The sequence below is a fragment of the Streptomyces sp. NPDC090022 genome (assembly GCF_044748145.1).
Lineage (GTDB): Bacteria > Actinomycetota > Actinomycetes > Streptomycetales > Streptomycetaceae > Streptomyces.
Genome location: NZ_JBIVFN010000004.1, coordinates 260,815 through 281,402, shown reverse-complemented (window position 1 = coordinate 281,402; position 20,588 = coordinate 260,815). Strand labels below are relative to the sequence as shown.

The 20,588-nt window shown below is 72.1% G+C and carries 17 protein-coding genes; 8 read left to right on the top strand and 9 right to left on the bottom strand.

Going from position 1 to position 20,588, the window contains the following annotated elements; all coding sequences use genetic code 11:
• Positions 1-24: 24 nt before the first annotated feature.
• The 5 genes from ACIPXB_RS11695 to ACIPXB_RS11675 form a co-directional block, all read right to left on the bottom strand.
• Positions 25-978 (bottom strand): zinc metalloprotease, encoded by a 954-nt coding sequence (locus tag ACIPXB_RS11695; protein ID WP_401448276.1) that lies wholly within the window; start codon positions 976-978, stop codon positions 25-27.
• 230 nt (positions 979-1,208) lie between these two features.
• Positions 1,209-2,870: an alkaline phosphatase D family protein gene (locus ACIPXB_RS11690; protein WP_401447721.1), complete on the bottom strand. Its 1,662-nt coding sequence runs from the start codon at positions 2,868-2,870 to the stop codon at positions 1,209-1,211.
• A gap of 177 nt (positions 2,871-3,047) precedes the next feature.
• Positions 3,048-3,842: a DsbA family protein gene (locus ACIPXB_RS11685; protein ID WP_401447718.1), complete on the bottom strand. Its 795-nt coding sequence runs from the start codon at positions 3,840-3,842 to the stop codon at positions 3,048-3,050.
• Positions 3,843-3,902: 60 nt separating this feature from the next.
• Positions 3,903-4,589, bottom strand: a complete 687-nt coding sequence (locus ACIPXB_RS11680) for a hypothetical protein (protein WP_401447716.1) — start codon at positions 4,587-4,589, stop codon at positions 3,903-3,905.
• A gap of 81 nt (positions 4,590-4,670) precedes the next feature.
• A complete protein-coding gene (locus ACIPXB_RS11675; protein ID WP_401447715.1) occupies positions 4,671-5,996 on the bottom strand; it encodes a DUF2252 domain-containing protein in 1,326 nt (441 codons plus the stop codon).
• Positions 5,997-6,167: 171 nt separating this feature from the next.
• On the opposite strand from ACIPXB_RS11675, the gene dnaE reads away from it, so the two are divergent.
• The gene (dnaE, locus tag ACIPXB_RS11670) at positions 6,168-9,707 is read left to right on the top strand and encodes a DNA polymerase III subunit alpha (RefSeq protein WP_401447713.1); all 3,540 of its coding nucleotides are present in this window, start codon (positions 6,168-6,170) and stop codon (positions 9,705-9,707) included.
• 103 nt (positions 9,708-9,810) lie between these two features.
• Here dnaE and ACIPXB_RS11665 read toward each other — a convergent pair whose 3' ends face one another.
• Complete coding sequence (locus ACIPXB_RS11665) at positions 9,811-9,981, bottom strand: hypothetical protein (RefSeq protein ID WP_401447711.1); 171 nt, start codon at positions 9,979-9,981, stop codon at positions 9,811-9,813.
• A gap of 196 nt (positions 9,982-10,177) precedes the next feature.
• Here ACIPXB_RS11665 and ACIPXB_RS11660 point away from each other — a divergent pair, with 196 nt between their 5' ends.
• The 4 genes from ACIPXB_RS11660 to ACIPXB_RS11645 all read left to right on the top strand — a co-directional run bounded on the left by ACIPXB_RS11660 (position 10,178) and on the right by ACIPXB_RS11645 (position 14,195).
• Positions 10,178-11,524 carry an NYN domain-containing protein gene (locus tag ACIPXB_RS11660; protein ID WP_401447709.1) on the top strand — a complete coding sequence of 449 codons (1,347 nt, stop codon included), beginning with the start codon at positions 10,178-10,180 and terminating at the stop codon, positions 11,522-11,524.
• Between the two features lie 109 nt (positions 11,525-11,633).
• Positions 11,634-12,662: an ABC transporter ATP-binding protein gene (locus ACIPXB_RS11655; protein WP_401447707.1), complete on the top strand. Its 1,029-nt coding sequence runs from the start codon at positions 11,634-11,636 to the stop codon at positions 12,660-12,662.
• Between the two features lie 107 nt (positions 12,663-12,769).
• Positions 12,770-13,516, top strand: a complete 747-nt coding sequence (locus tag ACIPXB_RS11650) for an ABC transporter permease (RefSeq protein WP_401448273.1) — start codon at positions 12,770-12,772, stop codon at positions 13,514-13,516.
• A 34-nt stretch (positions 13,517-13,550) separates the two neighbouring features.
• Positions 13,551-14,195 carry a hypothetical protein gene (locus ACIPXB_RS11645; RefSeq protein ID WP_401447705.1) on the top strand — a complete coding sequence of 215 codons (645 nt, stop codon included), beginning with the start codon at positions 13,551-13,553 and terminating at the stop codon, positions 14,193-14,195.
• A 299-nt stretch (positions 14,196-14,494) separates the two neighbouring features.
• Here ACIPXB_RS11645 and ybaK read toward each other — a convergent pair whose 3' ends face one another.
• From ybaK to ACIPXB_RS11630, 3 genes are read right to left on the bottom strand one after another with little or no spacing between them, the layout of a single operon-like run.
• Positions 14,495-15,016, bottom strand: a complete 522-nt coding sequence (gene ybaK / locus ACIPXB_RS11640) for a Cys-tRNA(Pro) deacylase (RefSeq protein ID WP_401447703.1) — start codon at positions 15,014-15,016, stop codon at positions 14,495-14,497.
• A 29-nt stretch (positions 15,017-15,045) separates the two neighbouring features.
• On the bottom strand, positions 15,046-15,786 hold the full coding sequence (locus tag ACIPXB_RS11635; RefSeq protein ID WP_401447700.1) for an LON peptidase substrate-binding domain-containing protein: 741 nt from the start codon (positions 15,784-15,786) through the stop codon (positions 15,046-15,048).
• Between the two features lie 52 nt (positions 15,787-15,838).
• Positions 15,839-17,434: an oxidoreductase gene (locus ACIPXB_RS11630; RefSeq protein WP_401447698.1), complete on the bottom strand. Its 1,596-nt coding sequence runs from the start codon at positions 17,432-17,434 to the stop codon at positions 15,839-15,841.
• A 136-nt stretch (positions 17,435-17,570) separates the two neighbouring features.
• On the opposite strand from ACIPXB_RS11630, the gene hisD reads away from it, so the two are divergent.
• The 3 genes from hisD to hisB are packed head-to-tail and all read left to right on the top strand — an operon-like array spanning position 17,571 to position 20,586.
• On the top strand, positions 17,571-18,893 hold the full coding sequence (gene hisD, locus ACIPXB_RS11625; protein ID WP_401447696.1) for a histidinol dehydrogenase: 1,323 nt from the start codon (positions 17,571-17,573) through the stop codon (positions 18,891-18,893).
• Positions 18,890-19,996, top strand: a complete 1,107-nt coding sequence (locus ACIPXB_RS11620) for a histidinol-phosphate transaminase (RefSeq protein ID WP_401447694.1) — start codon at positions 18,890-18,892, stop codon at positions 19,994-19,996. The genes hisD and ACIPXB_RS11620 overlap by 4 nt, the downstream gene beginning before the upstream one ends.
• Complete coding sequence (hisB, locus tag ACIPXB_RS11615; RefSeq protein WP_401447691.1) at positions 19,993-20,586, top strand: imidazoleglycerol-phosphate dehydratase HisB; 594 nt, start codon at positions 19,993-19,995, stop codon at positions 20,584-20,586. Before ACIPXB_RS11620 ends, hisB begins: the two co-directional genes overlap by 4 nt.
• Positions 20,587-20,588: the final 2 nt, after the last annotated feature.

Sequence of the window (20,588 nt, the reverse complement as noted above, 5' to 3'; positions counted from 1 at the left end):
AGGGCAGCGGGGGGCCGCCCGGGGTCAGCTCGCGCGGTATGCCGTCCACATGCTCTTCATCCGGGACACCTGGCCGGCGGAGAACTGGTACATGCACGCGTCGTACGTGTAGTCCATGAAGTTGTGGATCGGGTCCACGCCGGACTTCGAGGCGCAGGAGTCGCGGCCGGTCGGGCACTCGTACGCGGCGGTCTTCTCGGCCGGGGTGTCGGCGACCGAGTCGCCGCTGCCATTGCAGCCGCCCTGGAAGGTGTGGTAGAGGCCCATCCAGTGGCCGACCTCGTGGGTGCCGGTGTCGCCCTCGTTGTAGTTCGCGGAGGAGCCGCCGGGCAGCGAGGAGTTGAGCAGGACCACGCCGTCCATCTTGGGCTGCGAGGCGTAGGAGCTGGGGAAGGTCGCCCAGCCGAGCAGGCCGCCGCCGAGGTTGGCGGTGTAGATGTTCAGCGCGTTGGCGCCGCCCTTGCGCAGGGCGTTCTTCATGTCCTTCTCGGCCTGGGTGCCGTCGGAGAGGTTGTACCAGGAGGCGTTGTCCGTGTAGTCCGTCGAGACCAGCGAGAACTGGTAGCCGGAGTTGGCGTTGCCGCTGCCCTGGCCGCCGAAGGCGGAGTTGAGGACGGCGATCTGGTTGCTCACGTCCGTGGCCGTCAGCTTGCCGGCGCTGCCGGAGTGGATGACGTGGACGTACACGGGGATGGTGATGGCGGCGGCACCGTTCGCACCGGCGGCGCGCAGCCCGTCCAGCTTCTGGGGGGTGAGCTGGCCGAGCTTCTTCTTCAGGTCGGCGTCCATCGCCTTGACCTGCTCCTCCGTCACCTCGTTGGGCTCGGCCTCGTGGTGGCCCTTGGGGGCACGGGCGTGGGCGGCGGCCGGGGCGGGGGACTCGGCGCACTGCTCGGCCGGGCTCTGGGCCGCGGCGACGGTGGTGGGGGCGGACAGGGGGGCGAACGCCAGGGTTCCGGCCAGGGCGGCCGTACCCATCAGACGGCGGCGGAGCAGGGGGGATATGCGGGCGGAAGCGCGCACGTGAACTCCTCGCAAGCGTGGTGGGGGCGGAGGTTTTTCCTCACGCTGGCGCGAAGCTTATGTATCTGTGACATGCATAGGTCAAGATCTGTAGGTAAAAGATTTGTTGCCGATGATGCAGTCGGGGCACCTGGTCTATGCCAAGGTGCCCCGATCGCCGCAAAATTGACGGTACGTCAGCTAATTCAGCGGACGGGGCTGTAGACCCGCTCCACCTTCTGGCTGCCGTTCGGCGTGCGGTACGAACGGCTCCACGCCGACGTCGCGTCCCGCTTCTTCTTGTCGGACACGACGTAGTAGTCCATCTGCGAGGCCTCGGCCGTCACGTTCAGGACGCCGTACCCGTGCGCGTCCATGTCCAGCCACTTCACGTGCCAGTTGGCACCCTTGATGGCCGCCTCGGCGGCCAGTGAGGCGGTGTTCTCCGGCACGTGCAGGATGTCGTCGATGTTGTCGGAGGTCACCGACGTCACGACGAACTCGGTCGCGGCCGTGCCCGAGCCCGGGTACGTCGCCATGTTCACCGGGACCTCGTTGGCCCAGGCCATGTGGATGTCACCGGTCAGGAACACGGTGTTCTTGATGTTGTGGTCCTTGAGGTGGCCCAGCAGCTCCTTGCGGTCGTCGGTGTACCCGTCCCACTGGTCCACGTTGATCGCGAGGCCGCCCTCGGGCAGCCCCAGAAGCTTCGCCAGGGGCCCCAGAAGGTGCGAGGGCAGCGAGCCGAACGCCACCGGCGAGATCATCACCGAGGTGCCGACCAGCTTCCAGGTCGCGGTGGAGCTCGCCAGGCCCGACTTCAGCCAGTCCAGCTGGGCGCGCCCGGTGAGGGTGCGCTCGGGGTCGTCCACCGAGCCCGAGCCGGTCTTGGCCTGCTGCGAGCGGAAGGAGCGCAGGTCGAGCAGGTGCAGGTCGGCGAGGCTGCCGAAGCGCAGTCGCCGGTAGCAGGTGCCCGCGATGGAGGGGCGGACCGGCATCCACTCGAAGTAGGCCTGCTTGGCGGCGGCCGCGCGGGCCGCCCAGTCGCCCTCGGTGCCCGGCGTGTGGTTGTCGGCGCCGCCGGACCACGTGTCGTCGGCGAACTCGTGGTCGTCCCAGATCGCGACCACCGGGTGCGCGGCGTGCAGGGCCTGGAGGTCGCCGTCCGTCTTGTACGTGCCGTGCCGCAGGCGGTAGTCGGCGAGGGTGACGATCTCGTGGGCGGGCTGGTGCCGGCGCACGCCGTACTTCGCCTCGGGGTAGCCGCCGGCCTGGTACTCGTATATGTAGTCGCCCAGGTGCAGGACCGCGTCCAGGTCGGTACGGGCCGCCAGGTGGCGGTAGGCCGAGAAGTAGCCGGCCTCCCAGTTGGCGCAGGAGACCACGCCGAAGCGGACCCCGGGGGTGCTCGCGTCGTGGGCCGCGGTGGTGCGGGTGCGGCCGACGGGGGAGACGCCGCCGCCCGCCGTGAAGCGGTAGAAGTACGTGGCCTGAGGCCGCAGGCCACGGACGTCGGCCTTGACCGTGTGGTCGGAGTCGGCGGTCGCGGTGACGGTGCCGCTCGCCACGATCCGGGCGAAGTTCCTGTCCTCGGCCACCTCCCAGCCGACCTGGGTGGCGGGTCCCCTGCCGGAGCCGGGCACGGCGTCGGGGGTGGGGGTCACACGGGTCCACAGCAGGACTCCGTCGGGCAGCGGATCGCCGGAGGCGACGCCGTGCAGGAACGCCGGGGCGTTCTCGGCCGCGTGCGCGCTGCTTCCCAGGGCAGTCGTCGCGGCGAAGGGTGCGAGCGCGGTGGCGGCCGCCGCGGCCATGACGACCGAGCGGCGGCGCGGCGCGGCACCGGAAGAGGGGAGTTGACTGGTCACGGGTGATCATATTACTGACGGGTATGAGCCGTGGAACACCCCTGCGAAAGCAATGGACGGGCGAACTCCGGGAGTTCGCCCGTCCATTGGCGTAAATCGCTCGATTTCCGACCGGATTGCGGCAACTCCGGCCGAGGCCCGGGCGGCGGCGCGCGCCGCCGCCCGCACCGGGCCGGTTCAGCCCGCGAGCGCCTTGTCGATGGCCTCCGTGAACGCCTGCGGCGTCTGCGGGGTGTCGATCTTCTTGCCGTCCATCTTCAGCGTCGGGGTGCCGGTCACACCGGACTCGCTGAACGCCTTGGACATCTCCAGCGCCCACCGGTCGTAGGTGCCGTTCTCGACGGCGGCCTTGAAGTCGGCGTTGTCCTTCAGCGCCGGGACCTGCTCGGCGACCTTGAGCAGGTAGTCGTCCTTGGCGAACTTGTCGTCGGTCTCCTTGGGGTGGTTCGCCGTCGAGTACAGGGCGCCCTTGTACTCCAGGAAGGCCTCGGGGCTGACGTTCAGCGCCGCACCCAGCGCGCTCAGCGCGTTCTTCGAGCCCTCGCCCTTGGCCGCGTTGTCGATGAACGTCGCGCCGACGTACCGGAGCTTGAACTTGCCGGCCTCGACGTCCTTCTTGATCTGGTCGCCGACGACCTGCTCGAAGGAGGCGCACGCCGGGCAGCGCGCGTCCTCGTACAGCTCCAGGGTCTTCTTGGCCTCCGGCTTGCCGATGACGACGGTGGTGCCCTTGTCGCCCTCGGTGTTCTTCGGCTTGATCAGCTCGGCCTTGGCGGCCTTCTCCCAGACACCGGGCTCGCCGGCCTTGACGACCGCGAAGCCGATGCCGCCGGCCAGGGCGAGGGCCGCGACCACGCCGCCGGCCACGATGACCTGGCGGCGGGCCTTGTCCTTCTTCGCCTGCCGCTCGCGCTCGGCGCGCAGCCGCTCGCGGGCGGCTGCCTTGCTGGCCTGGCTGTTGCGTGCGCTCATGGTGTTCTCCGTGGGTGGTGCGGGTGAGGAATGAGGGGGACTGCGTCGTGCGGAAAGCGCTCAGCAGGTGCCGAGCGCCCGCGCGGGCGGTCCCCGCCGTCCCACGGAGTGCGCCGGGAAACGGGTCCGGGCCGCCGGGCCCGTCCGCACCGCCGCGGCGGCGCGCCGGACGGCGGTGGCCGGTGCGGTGCGCCGGGCCACCGCCAGCAGCAGCGGCCTGAACGCGGAGGCGGCCACCGCGCGCAGCAGCCGGCCCAGGGCCCGCTCGCCGTGCCGCAGCCACAGCGCGGCCACCATCCCGACCGAGACGTGGGCCGCGAGCAGCAGCCAGGGAGTCCACGGCCCCGCCGAGGCCAGCAGCGCCGCCGGGTCACCGGCGGGCCCGGCCACCTCGGCCAGCGGCCCGCCCACCGGCGTGCCGCCGCACAGTTCCTCCAGGCCCAGCGCCCGCAGCGGACCCGACACGGGCCCGCCGGCGGGGCCGTAGCACAGGTGCTGACCTGCGGTGAAGGCCGTGTCGGCGGCCAGTTCCAGCGGCACCAGCAGGGCGGCGATCGGGGCGAAGCCCCGCTCCCGCCCGGCCAGCGCGTAGGCGATCGCGAAGACGCCGGCGAACGCTCCGGCGACCAGGGCGGGCGGCAGCGGCACCTGTGACATCAGCACGTGCGAGCCGGCCGAGAGCAGCACGACGAGCGCGCTGAACAGCGCGGCCCGCAGCCCCCGGATCCCAGCCTCTGATATGCCCATCGCCGCCGAGTGTCCCACGACTGCCTGTGAAAGGGGGGCCTCGGCCCCCTCGCACAGGCCGCTACGGGCCGCCGGCCGGCTTCAGCGGGTGAGCCTGCCGTTACGGAAGAGGTCGACGAAGATCTGGTGGTCGGCGCGGGCCCGCGCCCCGTAGGCGTGGGCGAAATCCACCAGCAGCGCCGCGAAGCCCTTCTCGTCGGCCGCGATCGCCGCGTCGATGGCCCGCTCGGTCGAGAAGGGCACCAGCGACTGCCCCGACTCGTCCGCGTCGGCGGCCGCGTGCATGGTCGCCGTCGCCCGGCCCAGGTCCGCGACCACCGCCGCGATCTCCTCGGGGTCGTCGATGTCCGACCAGTCCAGGTCCACCGCGTACGGCGAGACCTCCGCGACCAGCTGGCCCGCCCCGTCCAGCTCCGTCCAGCCCAGCCACGGGTCGGCGTGCGCCTGCAGGGCCCGCTGGGAGATCACCGTGCGGTGCCCCTCGTGCTGGAAGTACTCGCGCACCGACCGGTCGGTGACGTGCCGGGAGACCGCCGGGGTCTGCGCCTGCTTGAGGTAGATCACGACGTCGTTCTCCAGGGCGTCGCTGTGCCCCTCCAGCAGGATGTTGTACGAGGGCAGGCCGGCCGAGCCGATCCCGACGCCCCGGCGCCCGACGACGTCCTTGACCCGGTAGGAGTCCGGGCGGACCAGGGACTCCTCCGGCAGGGTCTCCAGGTAGCCGTCGAAGGCGGCCAGCACCTTGTAGCGGGTGGCCGCGTCCAGCTCGATGGCGCCCCCGCCGGCCGTGAAGCGGCGCTCGTGGTCGCGGATCTCGGTCATCGAGTCCAGCAGCGCGAACCGGGTACGGGCGCGGGCCGCGCGCAGGGCCGCCAGCAGCGGGCCCTCGGCGGTGTCCAGGGTGAAGGAGAACCCCTCCTCGTCCCGGTCGCCCGTCGCCAGGGCGTGGATCCGCTCGCGGTAGGCCTCCGCGTAGATCCGCACCAGCTCGCCGATCTGCTCGTCGCTGAGCGCCTTGGTGTAGCCGATCAGGGCCACCGAGGCGGCGAACCGCTTCAGGTCCCAGGTGAAGGGGCCGACGTAGGCCTCGTCGAAGTCGTTGACGTTGAAGACCAGGCGCCCGTGGGAGTCCATGTACGTGCCGAAGTTCTCGGCGTGCAGGTCACCGTGGATCCAGACCCGGCCGGTGCGCTCGTCCAGGTAGGGGCCGCCGTGCCGGTCGCGCTCCAGGTCGGCGTAGAAGAGGCAGGCCGTACCCCGGTAGAAGGCGAAGGCCGACGCGGCCATCTTGCGGAATTTGACCTGGAAGGCCGCGGGGTCGGCGGCGAGCAGCTCGCCGAACGCGGTGTCGAAGACGTCCAGTATCTGCTCGGCGCGCTGCTCGTTCGTCGTCTCGGGGACCGCCATGGCGGGTGCCTCCTGGTGCACGGGCTGGTACAGGTTCTGACCGGCTGGACGCCGGGTGGGCCTTCCTGGTTCTGCAACGCCCGACCGTACCGCTCGGTGCCCGCGGACTGTCACCCGTGGGACGTAGGATTCATAGCTGCCCCCGCCCCCCAGTGTCAGGAGCCCCCCGCCGTGACCAAGCAGCCGTTCACGCACCTGCACGTCCACACCCAGTACTCGCTGCTGGACGGTGCCGCGCGGCTCAAGGACATGTTCCATGCCTGCAATGAGATGGGCATGACACACATCGCCATGTCCGACCACGGCAACCTGCACGGGGCGTACGACTTCTTCCACTCCGCGCAGAAGGCCGGCATCACCCCGATCATCGGCATCGAGGCGTACGTCGCCCCCGAGTCCCGGCGCAACAAGCGCCGCATCCAGTGGGGCCAGCCGCACCAGAAGCGCGACGACGTCTCCGGCTCCGGCGGCTACACCCACAAGACGATCTGGGCGGCGAACGCCACCGGCCTGCACAACCTCTTCCGGCTGTCCTCCGACGCGTACGCCGAGGGCTGGCTGACCAAGTGGCCGCGCATGGACAAGGAGACCATCAGCCAGTGGTCGGAGGGCCTGATCGCCTCCACCGGCTGCCCCTCCGGCGAGCTCCAGACCCGGCTGCGCCTCGGCCAGTTCGACGAGGCCCTGAAGTCGGCCTCCGAGTACCAGGACATCTTCGGCAAGGACCGGTACTTCCTGGAGCTGATGGACCACGGCATCGAGATCGAGCGCCGGGTCCGCGACGGCCTGCTGGAGATCGGCAAGAAGCTCGGCATCCCGCCGCTGGTCACGAACGACTCGCACTACACGTACGCGTCCGAGGCCGGTGCCCACGACGCCCTGCTGTGCATCCAGACCGGCAAGAACCTCTCCGACCCCGACCGCTTCCGCTTCGACGGCTCCGGCTACTACCTGAAGTCGACCGACGAGATGTACGCGATCGACTCCTCGGACGCCTGGCAGGAGGGCTGCGCCAACACGAGGCTGGTCGCGGAGCAGGTCGACACCGAGGGCATGTTCAAATTCCGGAACCTGATGCCGAAGTTCGACATCCCGGAGGGCTACACCGAGGTCACCTGGTTCCGTGAGGAGACCATGAAGGGGATGCACCGCCGCTTTCCCGGCGGTATCCCCGAGGACCGCATGAAGCAGGCCGAGTACGAGATGGACGTCATCATCTCGATGGGCTTCCCCGGTTACTTCCTCGTGGTCGCCGACTTCATCATGTGGGCCAAGAACCAGGGCATCGCGGTGGGCCCCGGCCGCGGCTCCGCGGCCGGCTCGATCGTCGCCTACGCCATGGGCATCACCGACCTCGACCCGATCCCGCACGGCCTGATCTTCGAGCGGTTCCTCAACCCCGAGCGCGTCTCCATGCCCGACGTCGACATCGACTTCGACGAGCGCCGGCGCGTCGAGGTGATCCGGTACGTGACCGAGAAGTACGGCGAGGACAAGGTCGCCATGATCGGTACGTACGGCACCATCAAGGCCAAGAACGCGATCAAGGACTCCGCGCGCGTGCTGGGCTACCCGTACGCCATGGGCGACCGGCTCACCAAGGCCATGCCCGCCGACGTCCTCGGCAAGGGCATCCCGCTCTCCGGCATCCTCGACCCCTCGCACCCGCGCTACAGCGAGGCCGGCGAGATCCGCTCGATGTACGAGAACGAGCCCGACGTGAAGAAGGTCATCGACACCGCCCGCGGCGTCGAGGGCCTGGTCCGCCAGATGGGCGTGCACGCCGCCGGCGTGATCATGTCCAGCGAGCCGATCACCGACCACGTCCCCGTCTGGGTGCGGCACACCGACGGCGTCACCATCACCCAGTGGGACTACCCGAGCTGCGAGTCGCTCGGCCTGCTGAAGATGGACTTCCTGGGCCTGCGCAACCTCACGATCATGGACGACGCCGTCAAGATGGTGAAGGCCAACAAGGGGATCGACATCGATCTCCTGGCCCTCCCGCTCGACGACCCCAAGACCTTCGAGCTGCTCGGCCGCGGTGACACCCTCGGCGTCTTCCAGTTCGACGGCGGCCCCATGCGCTCCCTGCTGCGCCTGATGAAGCCCGACAACTTCGAGGACATCTCCGCCGTGTCGGCCCTCTACCGGCCGGGCCCGATGGGCATGAACTCGCACACGAACTACGCCCTGCGCAAGAACAAGCAGCAGGAGATCACCCCGATCCACCCCGAGCTGGAGAAGCCGCTCGAAGAGGTGCTCGCGGTCACCTACGGCCTGATCGTCTACCAGGAGCAGGTGCAGAAGGCCGCCCAGATCATCGCCGGGTACTCGCTCGGCGAGGCCGACATCCTGCGCCGCGTGATGGGCAAGAAGAAGCCCGAGGAACTGGCGAAGAACTTCACCATCTTCCAGGAGGGCGCCCGCAAGAACGGCTACTCCGACCAGGCCATCCAGGCCCTGTGGGACGTCCTGGTCCCCTTCGCCGGCTACGCCTTCAACAAGGCCCACTCCGCCGCGTACGGCCTGGTCTCCTACTGGACCGCCTACCTCAAGGCCAACCACCCGGCCGAGTACATGGCGGGCCTGCTCACGTCGGTCAAGGACGACAAGGACAAGTCCGCGATCTACCTGAACGAGTGCCGCCGCATGGGCATCAAGGTGCTCCCGCCGAACGTGAACGAGTCGGAGCCGAACTTCGCCGCCCAGGGCGACGACGTGATCCTCTTCGGCCTCACCGCCGTGCGCAACGTCGGCCAGAACGTCGTCGAGTCGATCATCAAGACCAGGAAGGCCAAGGGGAAGTACTCCTCCTTCCCCGACTTCCTGGACAAGGTCGAGGCCGTCGTCTGCAACAAGCGCACCGTCGAGTCGCTGATCAAGGCCGGCGCCTTCGACGAGATGGGCCACACCCGCAAGGGCCTGGTCGCCCACCACGAGTCGATGATCGACAACGTGGTCGCGGTCAAGCGCAAGGAGGCCGAGGGACAGTTCGACCTGTTCGGCGGCATGGGCGAGGAGGACAGCAGCGAGCCCGGCTTCGGCCTCGACGTCGAGTTCTCCGACGTCGAGTGGGAGAAGTCCTACCTGCTCGCCCAGGAACGCGAGATGCTCGGCCTCTACGTCTCCGACCACCCGCTCTTCGGCCTGGAGCACGTGCTGTCGGACAAGACGGACGCCGGCATCTCCCAGCTGACCGGTGGCGAGCACAGCGACGGCGCCGTCGTCACCATCGGCGGCATCATCTCCGGCCTCCAGCGCAAGATGACCAAGCAGGGCAACGCCTGGGCCATCGCCACCGTCGAGGACCTGGCCGGCTCCATCGAGTGCATGTTCTTCCCCGCGACCTACCAGCTCGTCTCCACCCAGCTGGTCGAGGACACCGTCGTGTTCGTCAAGGGCCGCCTCGACAAGCGCGAGGACGTGCCCCGGCTGGTCGCCATGGAACTGATGGTCCCGGACCTGTCCTCCGCCGGCACCAACGCCCCGGTGGTCCTGACCATCCCCACCGTCAAGGTGACCCCTCCGATGGTCACCCGCCTCGGTGAGATCCTCCGCCACCACAAGGGCAACACAGAGGTACGGATCAAGCTCCAGGGCCCCCGCACCACGACCGTCCTGCGCCTGGACCGGCACCGGGTGCAGCCCGACCCGGCCCTCTTCGGCGACCTGAAGGTCCTGCTCGGCCCGTCCTGCCTGGCCGGATGACACACGCCGGATGACACACGAGGGTGCACCCGGCCCGCCGGGTGCACCCTTCTTCCGTACCGCTCTCACACGCCCGCGCGCGGGCCCGCGACGTCCCGGCCGGTCAGTTGTGGCCGAACTTCTTTTCCTTGCGCTTGTGCGCCATGTCCATCGGACTGGGCGACGAGGGCGAGGACGAGGACATCGACTCGGTCTCCGACGAGCCCTTGGACGGCTCCTGTGCGGAGCGGGGCTGCTGCTTCGCGGGCTGCTGGCGGTTCTTGTTCTTGGCCATGGTGGAACCTCCGTGAGGGTCTAGGGGCCAGGACCGCCTTCACCCTCACATGTCATCACACACCGCGCATTTTGGATCTTTACTGTGCGTAGCCGGTGGAACCGCGAGATCCGCCACGCCGGTGATCGAGTTCCGGCCGTCAACGCCCTTACGGTCGGGCAGACTCGGGGAAACCAAGACCGCTCCCCGAAAGAGGGTGGAACGCGTGGACCGCTGCGTCGTCCTGGTGGACGCCGGCTACCTGCTGGGCGCCGCCGCGAGCCTCCTGGCAGGGGAGCCGTCCCGCTCCCGCATCACCGTCGACCACGCCGCCCTCATCCAGGGCCTGCGCGAGCGGGCCGAGGCGGACACCGAGCAGCCCCTGCTGCGGATCTACTGGTTCGACGGTGCCCCCGACCGGGTGCCGCAGCCCGAACACCGGCGGCTTCGCGTCATGCCCCGGGTCACCGTCCGGCTGGGTGCCCTCACCCGAAGCGACGGCCGCTGGGCCCAGAAGGGCGTGGACGCGGCCATGCACGCCGAGCTCACCGAGCTGGCCAGAAACCGCGCCTGCTCGGACGTGGTCCTGGTGACCGGGGACGGCGACCTGCTGCCCGGGCTGATGTCCGCCAAGGAGCACGGGGTCGCCGTCCACCTGTGGGCCGTCCAGGCCGCCGACGGCGACTACAACCAGTCCGAGGACCTGGTCGCCGAGGCCGACGAGCGCCGCGTCCTGGACCGGGCCTGGATCACCCGGGCCGTCCGCGCCAAGGACCTCGCGGGGATCTGCCCGCCGCCGCCCGCACCCCGGCCGGAGATCGCGGCGATCCTCTCCGCCCCGCTGCCGGAGGCGGCCCTCGCCGAGGCCGCCCGCAACGGAGCGGCCGCCGCCCCCGCCGGACCCGGCGGCCCACCCGGCACCGGCCACGGCGGCGGCCCCGGCGGGGGCGGCACCGCCGGTCCCGGCACGCCCGCCGCCGCGCACCCCGACGGCGCCCCCGTACCCGCCCCGGCGAGCGCCGGGAAGACCACCGTGCCCACCCCCAAGGACCTCGCGGGCCTGCGGGCCCCCGGGCAGGCCGCCGCGCCGGCCCCGCACAACGGCCAGGCCCCGGCGGGCAGCGCCCTGCGCTGGTCCTCCGACCGGGGCTGGATCGACCGGGCCGGCCCGCTCGGCGAACCCGCCGAGACGGCCTCCCTGCCCACGCTGGCCCAGCTCACCAGCGCCGAGCAGCGCTGGGCCGACCGGGAGGAGGACATCACCACCGTCGGCGGCGACCCCTTCGAGGTCGGCCAGGTCTTCGCCCGGCGCTGGATGGAACGCCTGCCCGAGACCGTCCACCTGACCCGACTGGCCACCCTCTACCCGCGCATCCCGCACCGCATCGACGGCGAGCTGCTGCGCTACGCCGCCCGGTTCGGCCTGCTCGCCCACAAGGACGACCAGATCGACGAGCACGACCGCTATGCCATCCGGGCGGGGTTCTGGCGGGAGATCGACGTCCGCGCGGCCGCCGAGCACGTCGCCCCGCCGGCCACCGCACCCGCGCCGTTCACCGAGTAGGCCGGGCGCGCGCGGGGGTCCTCGCGGCCCGGCGCGCAGGGTCCCTCGCGGCCCGGCGCGGGCGCCCCGGGCGCGGGGACCGCGCGACAACCCCGTAGGCTGCTCCCTCGTGAGTACGGGCACAGCACAGGCGGGGCACACCGCGTCAGGGGCCACGGCCGACGCGGTCTGCGTGGTGCGTGACCTCGTCAAGACCTACCCCGCGGTGCGGGGCGGGCGCGGAGCCCCGGCCCTGCCCGAGACCCGGGCCACCGACGGGATCTCCCTGGAGGTCCGCCGCGGCGAGATCTTCGGACTGCTCGGCCCCAACGGCGCCGGCAAGTCCACGCTGGTCCGCCAGCTGACCGGGCTGCTGCGGCCCGACGCCGGCTCGGTGACCCTCCTCGGACACGACCTCGTACGCCACCCCGAACGGGCCGCCCGGCTGCTCGCCTACCTCGGGCAGGAATCCACCGCCCTGGACGAGCTCACGGTGGCCCTGGCCGCCGAGACCACCGGACGGCTGCGCGGACTGGGCGCCCGCCGGGCGCGGGCCGAGCGGGACGACGTACTCGACGAACTCGGCCTGACGGCGATCGCCGGACGGCCGCTGAAGAAACTCTCCGGCGGGCAGCGGCGGCTGGCCTGCTTCGCCGCCACCCTGGTGGGCGAACGGCCGGTCCTGGTCCTCGACGAGCCGACCACCGGCATGGACCCGGTGGCCCGGCGGGCGGTCTGGACGGCCGTCGACCGGCGCCGCGCCCAGTACGGGGCCACGGTGCTGCTGGTCACCCACAACGTCATCGAGGCGGAGACCGTCCTGGACCGGGTCGCCGTCGTCGACCAGGGCCGGATCATCGCCTGCGACACCCCCGCCGGGCTCAAGGCGCGGGTCTCCGACGAGGTCCGCCTGGAACTGGTGTGGCGCGAGAAGCCGCCCCTGAACGTGCCGGAGGTCGCCGCCCTGGCGCCCCTGGCCACCGAGGCCGGACGCAAATGGGTGCTGCGCATGGGGCCCGACGAGGCACGGGCGGCGGTGGCCGCCGTGACCGGCGGTTCGGCGTTCGCCGCACTGGACGACTTCACCCTCGCCACGCCCAGCCTGGAGGACGTGTACCTGGCACTGGGCGGCCGGACGAAGGGGTTGGTGAAGGCGTGAGCGACCGCTCGACCGCAGCCGTGGCCGCAGCCGTGGCCGAAGCCGGGACGCCCACCGCGGCCGCCGGCGCCGCGGACGGAGCCCCGGGGAACGCCGGGGCGGCCGTACTGGCGCCGCGCGCCCGGCTGTTCCCGGCCCTCGCGGCCGTCTACCGCGCCCAGCTGTCCCGCGCCCGGGTGGCGCGGATCCCGCTGCTCTTCGTGGCGACCTTCCAGTCGGTCGGGATCATGATCCTGATGCGCGGGGTCGTGGACGGCGGCACCGAGGCGCGGGCGGTCGTCGCCGGCTCCTCCGTCCTCGTCGTCGCCTTCGTCGCGCTCAACCTGCTCGCCCAGTACTTCGGGCAGCTGCGGGCCGGCGGCGGGCTCGACCACTACGCCACCCTGCCGGTGCCGCCCGCCTCGGTCGTGCTGGGCGCGGCGGCGGCGTACGCGTCGTTCACGCTGCCCGGAACGCTGGTGACGGCGGTCTTCGGGTGCGTGCTGTTCGGGCTGCCGATGGGCGGACTGTGGATCCTGCTGCTCGTCGTCCCCCTGGCGGGGGCGGCGCTGGCGGGCCTGGGCGCCGCGCTCGGCCTGCTGGCCCCGCGCCAGGAGCTGGCCACGCTGGCCGGGCAGCTGGGCATGTCGGCGGCGCTGCTGCTGGGCGTCCTGCCGCCCGAGCGGATGCCCGACGTGATCGTGTGGGCGCGGGACGCGCTGCCGTCGACGTACGGCGTGGAGGCCTTCGCGCGGACCTTCGCGCCGCGGCCGGACTGGGCGGCGGTCGCCCTCGACCTGGGCGTGTGCGGTGCGGTGGGCGTCCTGTCGCTGACGGTCGCGACCTGGGCGTACCGGCGGGCGGCGGTCCGCTGACGCCGGTCCCGGCGCCACCTGGCACGATGTGGGGGTGAGCGAAGCCATGACCAAGTCCGGCGGGTTCGAGCCGGAGCCGGCGCCCGTGCCGACGCCGGGGCCCGGGCCGGAACCGGAGAAGATCACCCCGGCCGACATCCGGGACGGCGCGGCCGTCGCCCTGGCCGTCGGGGTGTCCGGCGTGCTGCTCGGACTGCTGTGGGTGTGGCTGGCGCCGCGGATGCAGTTCGTCTCCAACGGGCAGATCGTCTTCCTGCGCGACACCGAGAGCGAGGCCCGGATCGGGGCCGACGGCACGTTCTTCCTGCTGTCGGCGGGGCTGGGCGTGCTGAGCGCGGGCGCGACGTTCCTGTGGCGCCGGCGGGGCGGTGTGCCGCTGGTCGTCGGGCTGGCGGTCGGCTCGTGCTTCGCCGCGCTCGTCGGGTGGCGGCTGGGGATGTGGCTGGGTCCCTCCGGGGACGTGGCCGGGGCGGCGGTCCGGGCGGGCAAGGGGGTGCCGTTCGACGCGCCGCTGCAACTGTTGGCCCACGGGGTGCTGCTGGCGTGGCCGATGGCCGCGGTGGCCGTGCACCTGGGCCTGACGGCCCTGTTCACCCCCCGCGACCCGGCACCCGCGCCGGCCTGGGCGGGCCCGTACCCGCCCCCGCACGTCCACGACCGCCCGACCCCGGACCACTGACCCGGCAACCGGGCCTCCGCCCCGCGCCTCAATCGCCGGCGGGGCTGAAATGGGCCCGGCGGTGTTGCGGAAGGCCCTTGGCGGACGTGGGGTGAGTGCCGCGGGGCTGGGATGCCGCGCAGCGGCATCTCCAGCCCGCGCGGCGTTTGAGCGCACGGGCGCGAAGCGCACGTACTGGGGGTCCGGGGGCGGAGCCCCCGATCTTTGAGCCCGGCGGGCACCACTCCAGCCTCGCCGGCGTTTGAGGCGCGGAGGTGCGGGGGCGGAGTCCCCGGAAACCGAGGCGGCGCGGGTCGGAGTCAGGGGCGGGCGATCGGGGCCACCACCGCTGACGTGAGGGTCGTCAGGTCCGACGGGGACAGTTCGACCTCCAGGCCCCGGCGGCCGGCCGAGACGCAGATCGTCGCGAACCCCGCCGACGACGCGTCCAGCACCGTCGGCAGCCGCTTGCGCTGGCCCAGCGGCGAGATACCGCCCCGGACGTAGCCCGTCGTCCGTTCCGCCAGCGCCGGGTCCGCCATCGCCGCCCGCTTGCCGCCGACCGCCGACGCCAGCGCCTTGAGGTCCAGCGAACCCGCCACCGGTACGACGGCCACGGTCAGCCGGCCGTCGACGTCCGCGACCAGGGTCTTGAACACCTGCTCCGGCGACACCCCGAGCGCCTGCGCCGCCTCCTCGCCGTACGAGGGGTGCGCCGGGTCGTGCTCGTAGGCGTGCACCGTGTGGGCGACGCCCGCCGACGCGACCGCGGTCAGCGCCGGTGTGGCGGCAGCAGCGGCAGCGGCAGCGCCAGCCCTCGCCGCCTTCGGCTTCTTCGGCACGTCGGTTCCCCCTCGGGTCGGTTCACGCTTCAGTTCAGGCTCGTCGGCGTCCGCGTCAGGTCCACCATCGGCAGCGACGGCAGATGGCGGATCACCGCAGTCTCCGACCGCAGCAGCTTCAGCTCCTCCGCCAGCCGCGTCGCGGTGTCCGGCGCCTGGAGCAGCCGCTGCTTGGCCGGGACGTCCAGCACCGCGGCCGCCGCGACCAGGTACGACACCACCGACGGCTCGTCCGGCAGCTCCGCGGCCGTGGCCAGGGTCCGCTCCCGGGCGCCCGCCAGCCGCTTCTGGTAGGCGCGGAAGGCCCGCAGCACCCCCTCCGCGAGCGCGCCGGCGCCGTCGCCCGGGTCCTCGGCGAGCTCCTCCAGCTCCGCCACCAGGTACGGGCCGGACGCCTCGACCGACAGCAGCCGGACCCGCGTCGTGCCCGTCGCCAGCACCTCGAAGCTGCCGTCCTCCCGCTCGCGGATCGTCGCCGCGTCCGCCACGCACCCCACCCGGTGGAACGCCTGGATCGGATCGCTGCCGAAGCCCGCGGCCGGGCCCCGCTCGGGCCCGGCGGTCGGGTCCGGCATCCCCGGGGCGCTGGGTGCCACCTCGCGGCCGTCGCGGATGGCGACGACGGCGAACCGGCGCGGCTCCTCGTCGCTGGTCTTCAGCAGTTCGCGCATCATGGCGCGATACCGCTCCTCGAAGACGTTCAGCGGGAGCACGAGCCCCGGGAACAGCACCGTGTTCAGGGGGAACAGCGGAAGGCGAACGGTGGTCACGACGCACAGGGTAATGGCCGAGACCCCGCGCCCGTCACCGCCGGGCACCGCCTCATCCGCGCCTCAGCAGCCGCGACGCGCCCGCCGCCACCGTCGTCGCCAGGATCCAGCCGAGCATCACCAGGGCCGCCGCGGCCCATTGCCAGCCGCCCGTCAGCCGCCAGCGGTCCTGCTGGCCGAGGTCGATCACGGGCAGCAGCAGGTCCAGGGCGAACAGCACCGCGTTCCACTGCGGGGCCTCGTCCGGTTTGATCGGCCGCGGGTCGTGGGTGCTGAGCAGCACCGCCCCCGCGGCCCACAGCACCGCCATCCACATCGCCGCCCGGCCCGGCCGGTAGCCGTACGCCACCGTCCAGTCCTGGACGTAGCCCCACAGCTTCCCGGCGAGCGGCAGCGTCCGACGCCGCCGGCGCTGCTTGGCCAGCAGCACCTCACGGGCGTCCGCGTCCTCGCCGCCGGCCCGCAGGACGCTCGCCAGCCGCTCGTACGGCTCTGGCGAGTACTCCGGGGTCGCGGCCTCCAGCCAGGCCAGCCGGCGCACCAGCGGGAAGTGGCCGCGCGGGGCGAGGTTCTCGTACACGAAGCCCTCGATCGCCAGCCGGCCCGGACCGGGCCAGCTCGTGGACCGGTCGACGAGCTTGACCACCTTGGACCCCGAGACCACCACCCGGCCCTGCTCCAGCGGCTCCCCGACGAAGCGGAACTCGGGCGTCTGGATCCGCCGCAGCGACACCTCCTGGTCCTCGGCCAGGGCGAAGCGGGCCCCGTAGAAGTCCACCGCGTCCCCGAAGCGCCCGTCGTCCAGCCGCAGCCCGCCCCGGCACTCGAAATGCCGGGAGCGCTGGCCCCGCGTGGGCGTCTGGCCCAGCCCGTACGGGGGAGTGGACATGGGGTCGCCGGTGCCGTGGTCCACGGCGATCGAGGTCAGGTACAGCGTGCGCTCCACCGTCAGCTGCGGCGCGTTCAGCGCGCGTCGCCCGTACGGATTGCTCAGCCGGGCCCCGCGCAGGCTCATCGACACGCCGATCTTCGCCCCGCGCAGGCTGACCTCCCCGTACGCCTGGAGCAGCTCGCCCTGGAAGTCCTGCGCCACCGACATGCCGTCGGCCGCTATCGCCCGGCCCTTGCTGTCCCGCTGGATCACGGCCTGGCTGATCAGCAGGTCGGTGCCGATCTGGGCGTCGGTCAGCCGCACCCCGCGCGCCACCCGGCAGCGCGGCAGGTGCAGGTCCCCCTCGGTGTGCAGGCGGGCCGCGTCCAGCCGCGGTATCGCACAGCGGACCATGCGCAGCGTGCCCACCCGGGTCTCGGAGAGCTGGACCTCGCTGTCGAAGCGACAGGACTGGAGTTCGACGTACGGCTCCACGGTGCCGCCCGACAGGTCCAGCCGGCCCGTGACGCGCACCCCGCGCAGCTTGAGCGAGGAGACCCGCCCCGGCACCGGCGGCGGCCCGTGGAGCAGCAGCAGCGCCACGATCTCGGCGCGGACGCTGCGCTCGGGGCCCCAGGTCCGCTCCGACATCGGGTCGTCCTGCGCCGCGCTGTGCGTACTGAGATCGCAGACGCTGCCGGTCCGGAACGCCTGCCACATCCGCCGTTCGGCCCCGGTGAGGTCGTCCGGTTCCTCGCCGGCCCGTGCCTCGGTCATGGCGGCCCCCCTCCGCTCGTTCCGCGCCGGATTCCGCGCGTACTCGAACGCTAAGGGTCATCAGTGACAGCCGGGGCGTGTATCAGCCAGTGATACGGGCGAACGGTCGTGGGAGCGGGTCTGAGAGAATTGGACGGTGATTTCTCGTATCGACCTGCGCGGCGACGCCCTCCCCGAGGGCGGCGCCCTGCGCGATCTGCTGCCCCGTGCCGAATTCGACGTGGAAGCCGCCCTGGACAAGGTGCGGCCGATCTGCGAGGACGTGCATCATCGTGGTACGGCGGCGCTGATCGAGTACGCGCAGAAGTTCGACGGGGTCACGCTGGAGCAGGTCAAGGTGCCCGCCGAGGCGCTCACGGCCGCCCTGGAGCAGCTGGATCCCGCCGTCCGCGCGGCCCTGGAGGAGTCCATCCGCCGGGCCCGCGCCGTGCACCGCGCCCAGCGCCGCACCGAGCACACCACCCAGGTGGTCCCCGGCGGCACCGTGACCGAGAAGTGGGTTCCGGTCGGCCGGGTGGGCCTGTACGCGCCCGGCGGCCGCTCCGTCTACCCCTCCTCCGTGGTCATGAACGTCGTCCCGGCGCAGGAGGCGGGCGTCGAGTCGATCGCGCTCGCGTCCCCGCCCCAGAAGGAGTTCGGCGGCCTGCCGCACCCGACCATCCTGGCCGCCTGCGCGCTCCTCGGCGTGGACGAGGTGTACGCGGCCGGCGGCGCCGTGGCCGTCGCGATGTTCGCGTACGGGACCGAGGACTGCGCCCCGGTGAACATGGTCACCGGCCCCGGCAACATCTGGGTCGCGGCCGCCAAGCGCTACTTCACCGGGAAGATCGGCATCGACACCGAGGCCGGCCCGACCGAGATCGCGGTCCTCGCCGACGCCACCGCCGACCCCGTGCACGTCGCCGCCGACCTGATCAGCCAGGCCGAGCACGACCCGCTGGCCGCCGCCGTCCTGGTCACCGACTCCGCCGAGCTCGCGGCCGCCGTCGAGCGGGAGCTGGAGCCGCAGGTCGCGGCAACCAAGCACGTCGAGGACCGGATCAAGCCGGCCCTCGCGGGCAAGCAGTCCGCGATCGTCCTGGTCGACAGCCTGGAGGACGGCCTCAAGGTCGTCGACGCCTACGGCGCCGAGCACCTGGAGATCCAGACCGCCGACGCCGCCGCCTGGGCCGCCCGGGTCCGCAACGCCGGCGCGATCTTCGTCGGCCCGTGGTCCCCGGTCTCCCTCGGCGACTACTGCGCCGGCTCCAACCACGTCCTGCCCACCGGCGGCTGCGCCTGCCACTCCTCGGGCCTGTCCGTGCAGTCCTTCCTGCGCGGCATCCACATCGTCGACTACACGCGCGACGCCCTCGCCGACGTCACCCACCACGTGGTGACGCTGGCCGAGGCCGAGGACCTGCCCGCGCACGGCGCGGCCCTCAAGGCCCGCTTCGGATGGAAGGTTCCCCAGCTGTGACCGGAATCGACGACCTTCCCATCCGGGACGAACTGCGCGGCAAGTCCCCCTACGGCGCCCCGCAGCTCGACGTGCCCGTCCAGCTGAACACCAACGAGAACCCGTACGAGCTGCCCGAACCACTCGTACGGCGGATCGCCGAGCGCGTCGCCGACGCCGCCCGCACCCTCAACCGCTACCCCGACCGGGACGCGGTCGAGCTGCGCACCGAGCTCGCGGCGTACCTCACCCGCACCGGCAAGCACCCGGTCGCCAAGGAGAACGTCTGGGCGGCCAACGGCTCCAACGAGGTCATCCAGCAGCTGCTGCAGACTTTCGGCGGACCCGGCCGGACCGCGATCGGCTTCGAGCCCTCGTACTCGATGCACGCGCTGATCGCGCGGGGCACCGGCACCCGCTGGATCTCCGGCCCGCGCAACGCGGACTTCACCATCGACGTGGCCGCCGCCGAGCGGGCCATCGCCGAGCACGCGCCCGACGTCGTCTTCATCACCTCGCCGAACAACCCCACCGGCACGGCGGTCGAGGCCGAGACGGTCCTCGCCCTGTTCGAGGCCGCCCAGGCCGCGAAGCCCTCGCTGGTGATCGTCGACGAGGCGTACGTCGAGTTCAGCCACCGGGACTCCCTCCTGCCGCTGATCGAGGGCCGGCCCAACCTGGTGGTCTCCCGGACCATGTCCAAGGCCTTCGGCGCGGCCGGCCTGCGCCTGGGCTACCTGGCCGCGCACCCGGCCGTCGTGGACGCCGTCCAGCTGGTGCGCCTGCCCTACCACCTGTCGGCCGTCACCCAGGCCACGGCCCTGGCCGCCCTGGAGCACACCGACACCCTGCTCGGCTACGTCGAGCAGCTCAAGACCGAGCGGGACCGGCTGGTCGCGGAGCTCCGCGCCCTCGGTTACGAGGTCACCGAGTCCGACGCGAACTTCGTGCAGTTCGGCCGGTTCGACGACTCCCACACCGCCTGGCAGCGGATCCTCGACCAGGGCGTCCTGGTCCGGGACAACGGGGTACCCGGATGGCTGCGGGTCACCGCGGGCACCCCGGCCGAGAACGACGCGTTCCTGGAAGCGGTTCGCGCACTGAAGAAGGAGCAGCAGGCATGAGCCGCATCGGACGGGTGGAACGCACCACCAAGGAGACCTCGGTCCTGGTCGAGATAGACCTCGACGGCACCGGCAAGGTCGACGTGTCGACCGGCGTCGGCTTCTACGACCACATGCTCGACCAGCTCGGCCGCCACGGCCTGTTCGACCTCACCGTCAAGACCGACGGCGACCTGCACATCGACAGCCACCACACCATCGAGGACACCGCCCTCGCGCTGGGCGCCGCCTTCAAGCAGGCCCTCGGCGACAAGGTGGGCATCTACCGCTTCGGCAACTGCACCGTGCCGCTGGACGAGTCCCTCGCCCAGGTCACCGTCGACCTGTCGGGCCGCCCGTACCTCGTGCACACCGAGCCCGAGAACATGGCGCCGATGATCGGCGCGTACGACACGACCATGACCCGGCACATCCTGGAGTCCTTCGTCGCGCAGGCGCAGATCGCCCTGCACGTGCACGTCCCGTACGGCCGCAACGCGCACCACATCGTGGAGTGCCAGTTCAAGGCCCTCGCACGCGCCCTGCGCTACGCCGCCGAGCGCGACCCGCGGGCCGCCGGCATCCTTCCCTCCACGAAGGGCGCCCTCTGACC

What these genes read in the sequence shown, in the direction of transcription:
- ACIPXB_RS11695 (WP_401448276.1), bottom strand. Translation starts at nt 978, where the DNA reads ATGGGTACGGCCGCCCTGGCCGGAACCCTGGCGTTCGCCCCCCTGTCC.
- ACIPXB_RS11685 (WP_401447718.1), bottom strand. Translation starts at nt 3,842, where the DNA reads ATGAGCGCACGCAACAGCCAGGCCAGCAAGGCAGCCGCCCGCGAGCGG.
- ACIPXB_RS11680 (WP_401447716.1), bottom strand. Translation starts at nt 4,589, where the DNA reads ATGGGCATATCAGAGGCTGGGATCCGGGGGCTGCGGGCCGCGCTGTTC.
- ACIPXB_RS11675 (WP_401447715.1), bottom strand. Translation starts at nt 5,996, where the DNA reads ATGGCGGTCCCCGAGACGACGAACGAGCAGCGCGCCGAGCAGATACTG.
- ACIPXB_RS11665 (WP_401447711.1), bottom strand. Translation starts at nt 9,981, where the DNA reads ATGGCCAAGAACAAGAACCGCCAGCAGCCCGCGAAGCAGCAGCCCCGC.
- ACIPXB_RS11630 (WP_401447698.1), bottom strand. Translation starts at nt 17,434, where the DNA reads ATGACCGAGGCACGGGCCGGCGAGGAACCGGACGACCTCACCGGGGCC.
- hisB (WP_401447691.1), top strand. Translation starts at nt 19,993, where the DNA reads ATGAGCCGCATCGGACGGGTGGAACGCACCACCAAGGAGACCTCGGTC.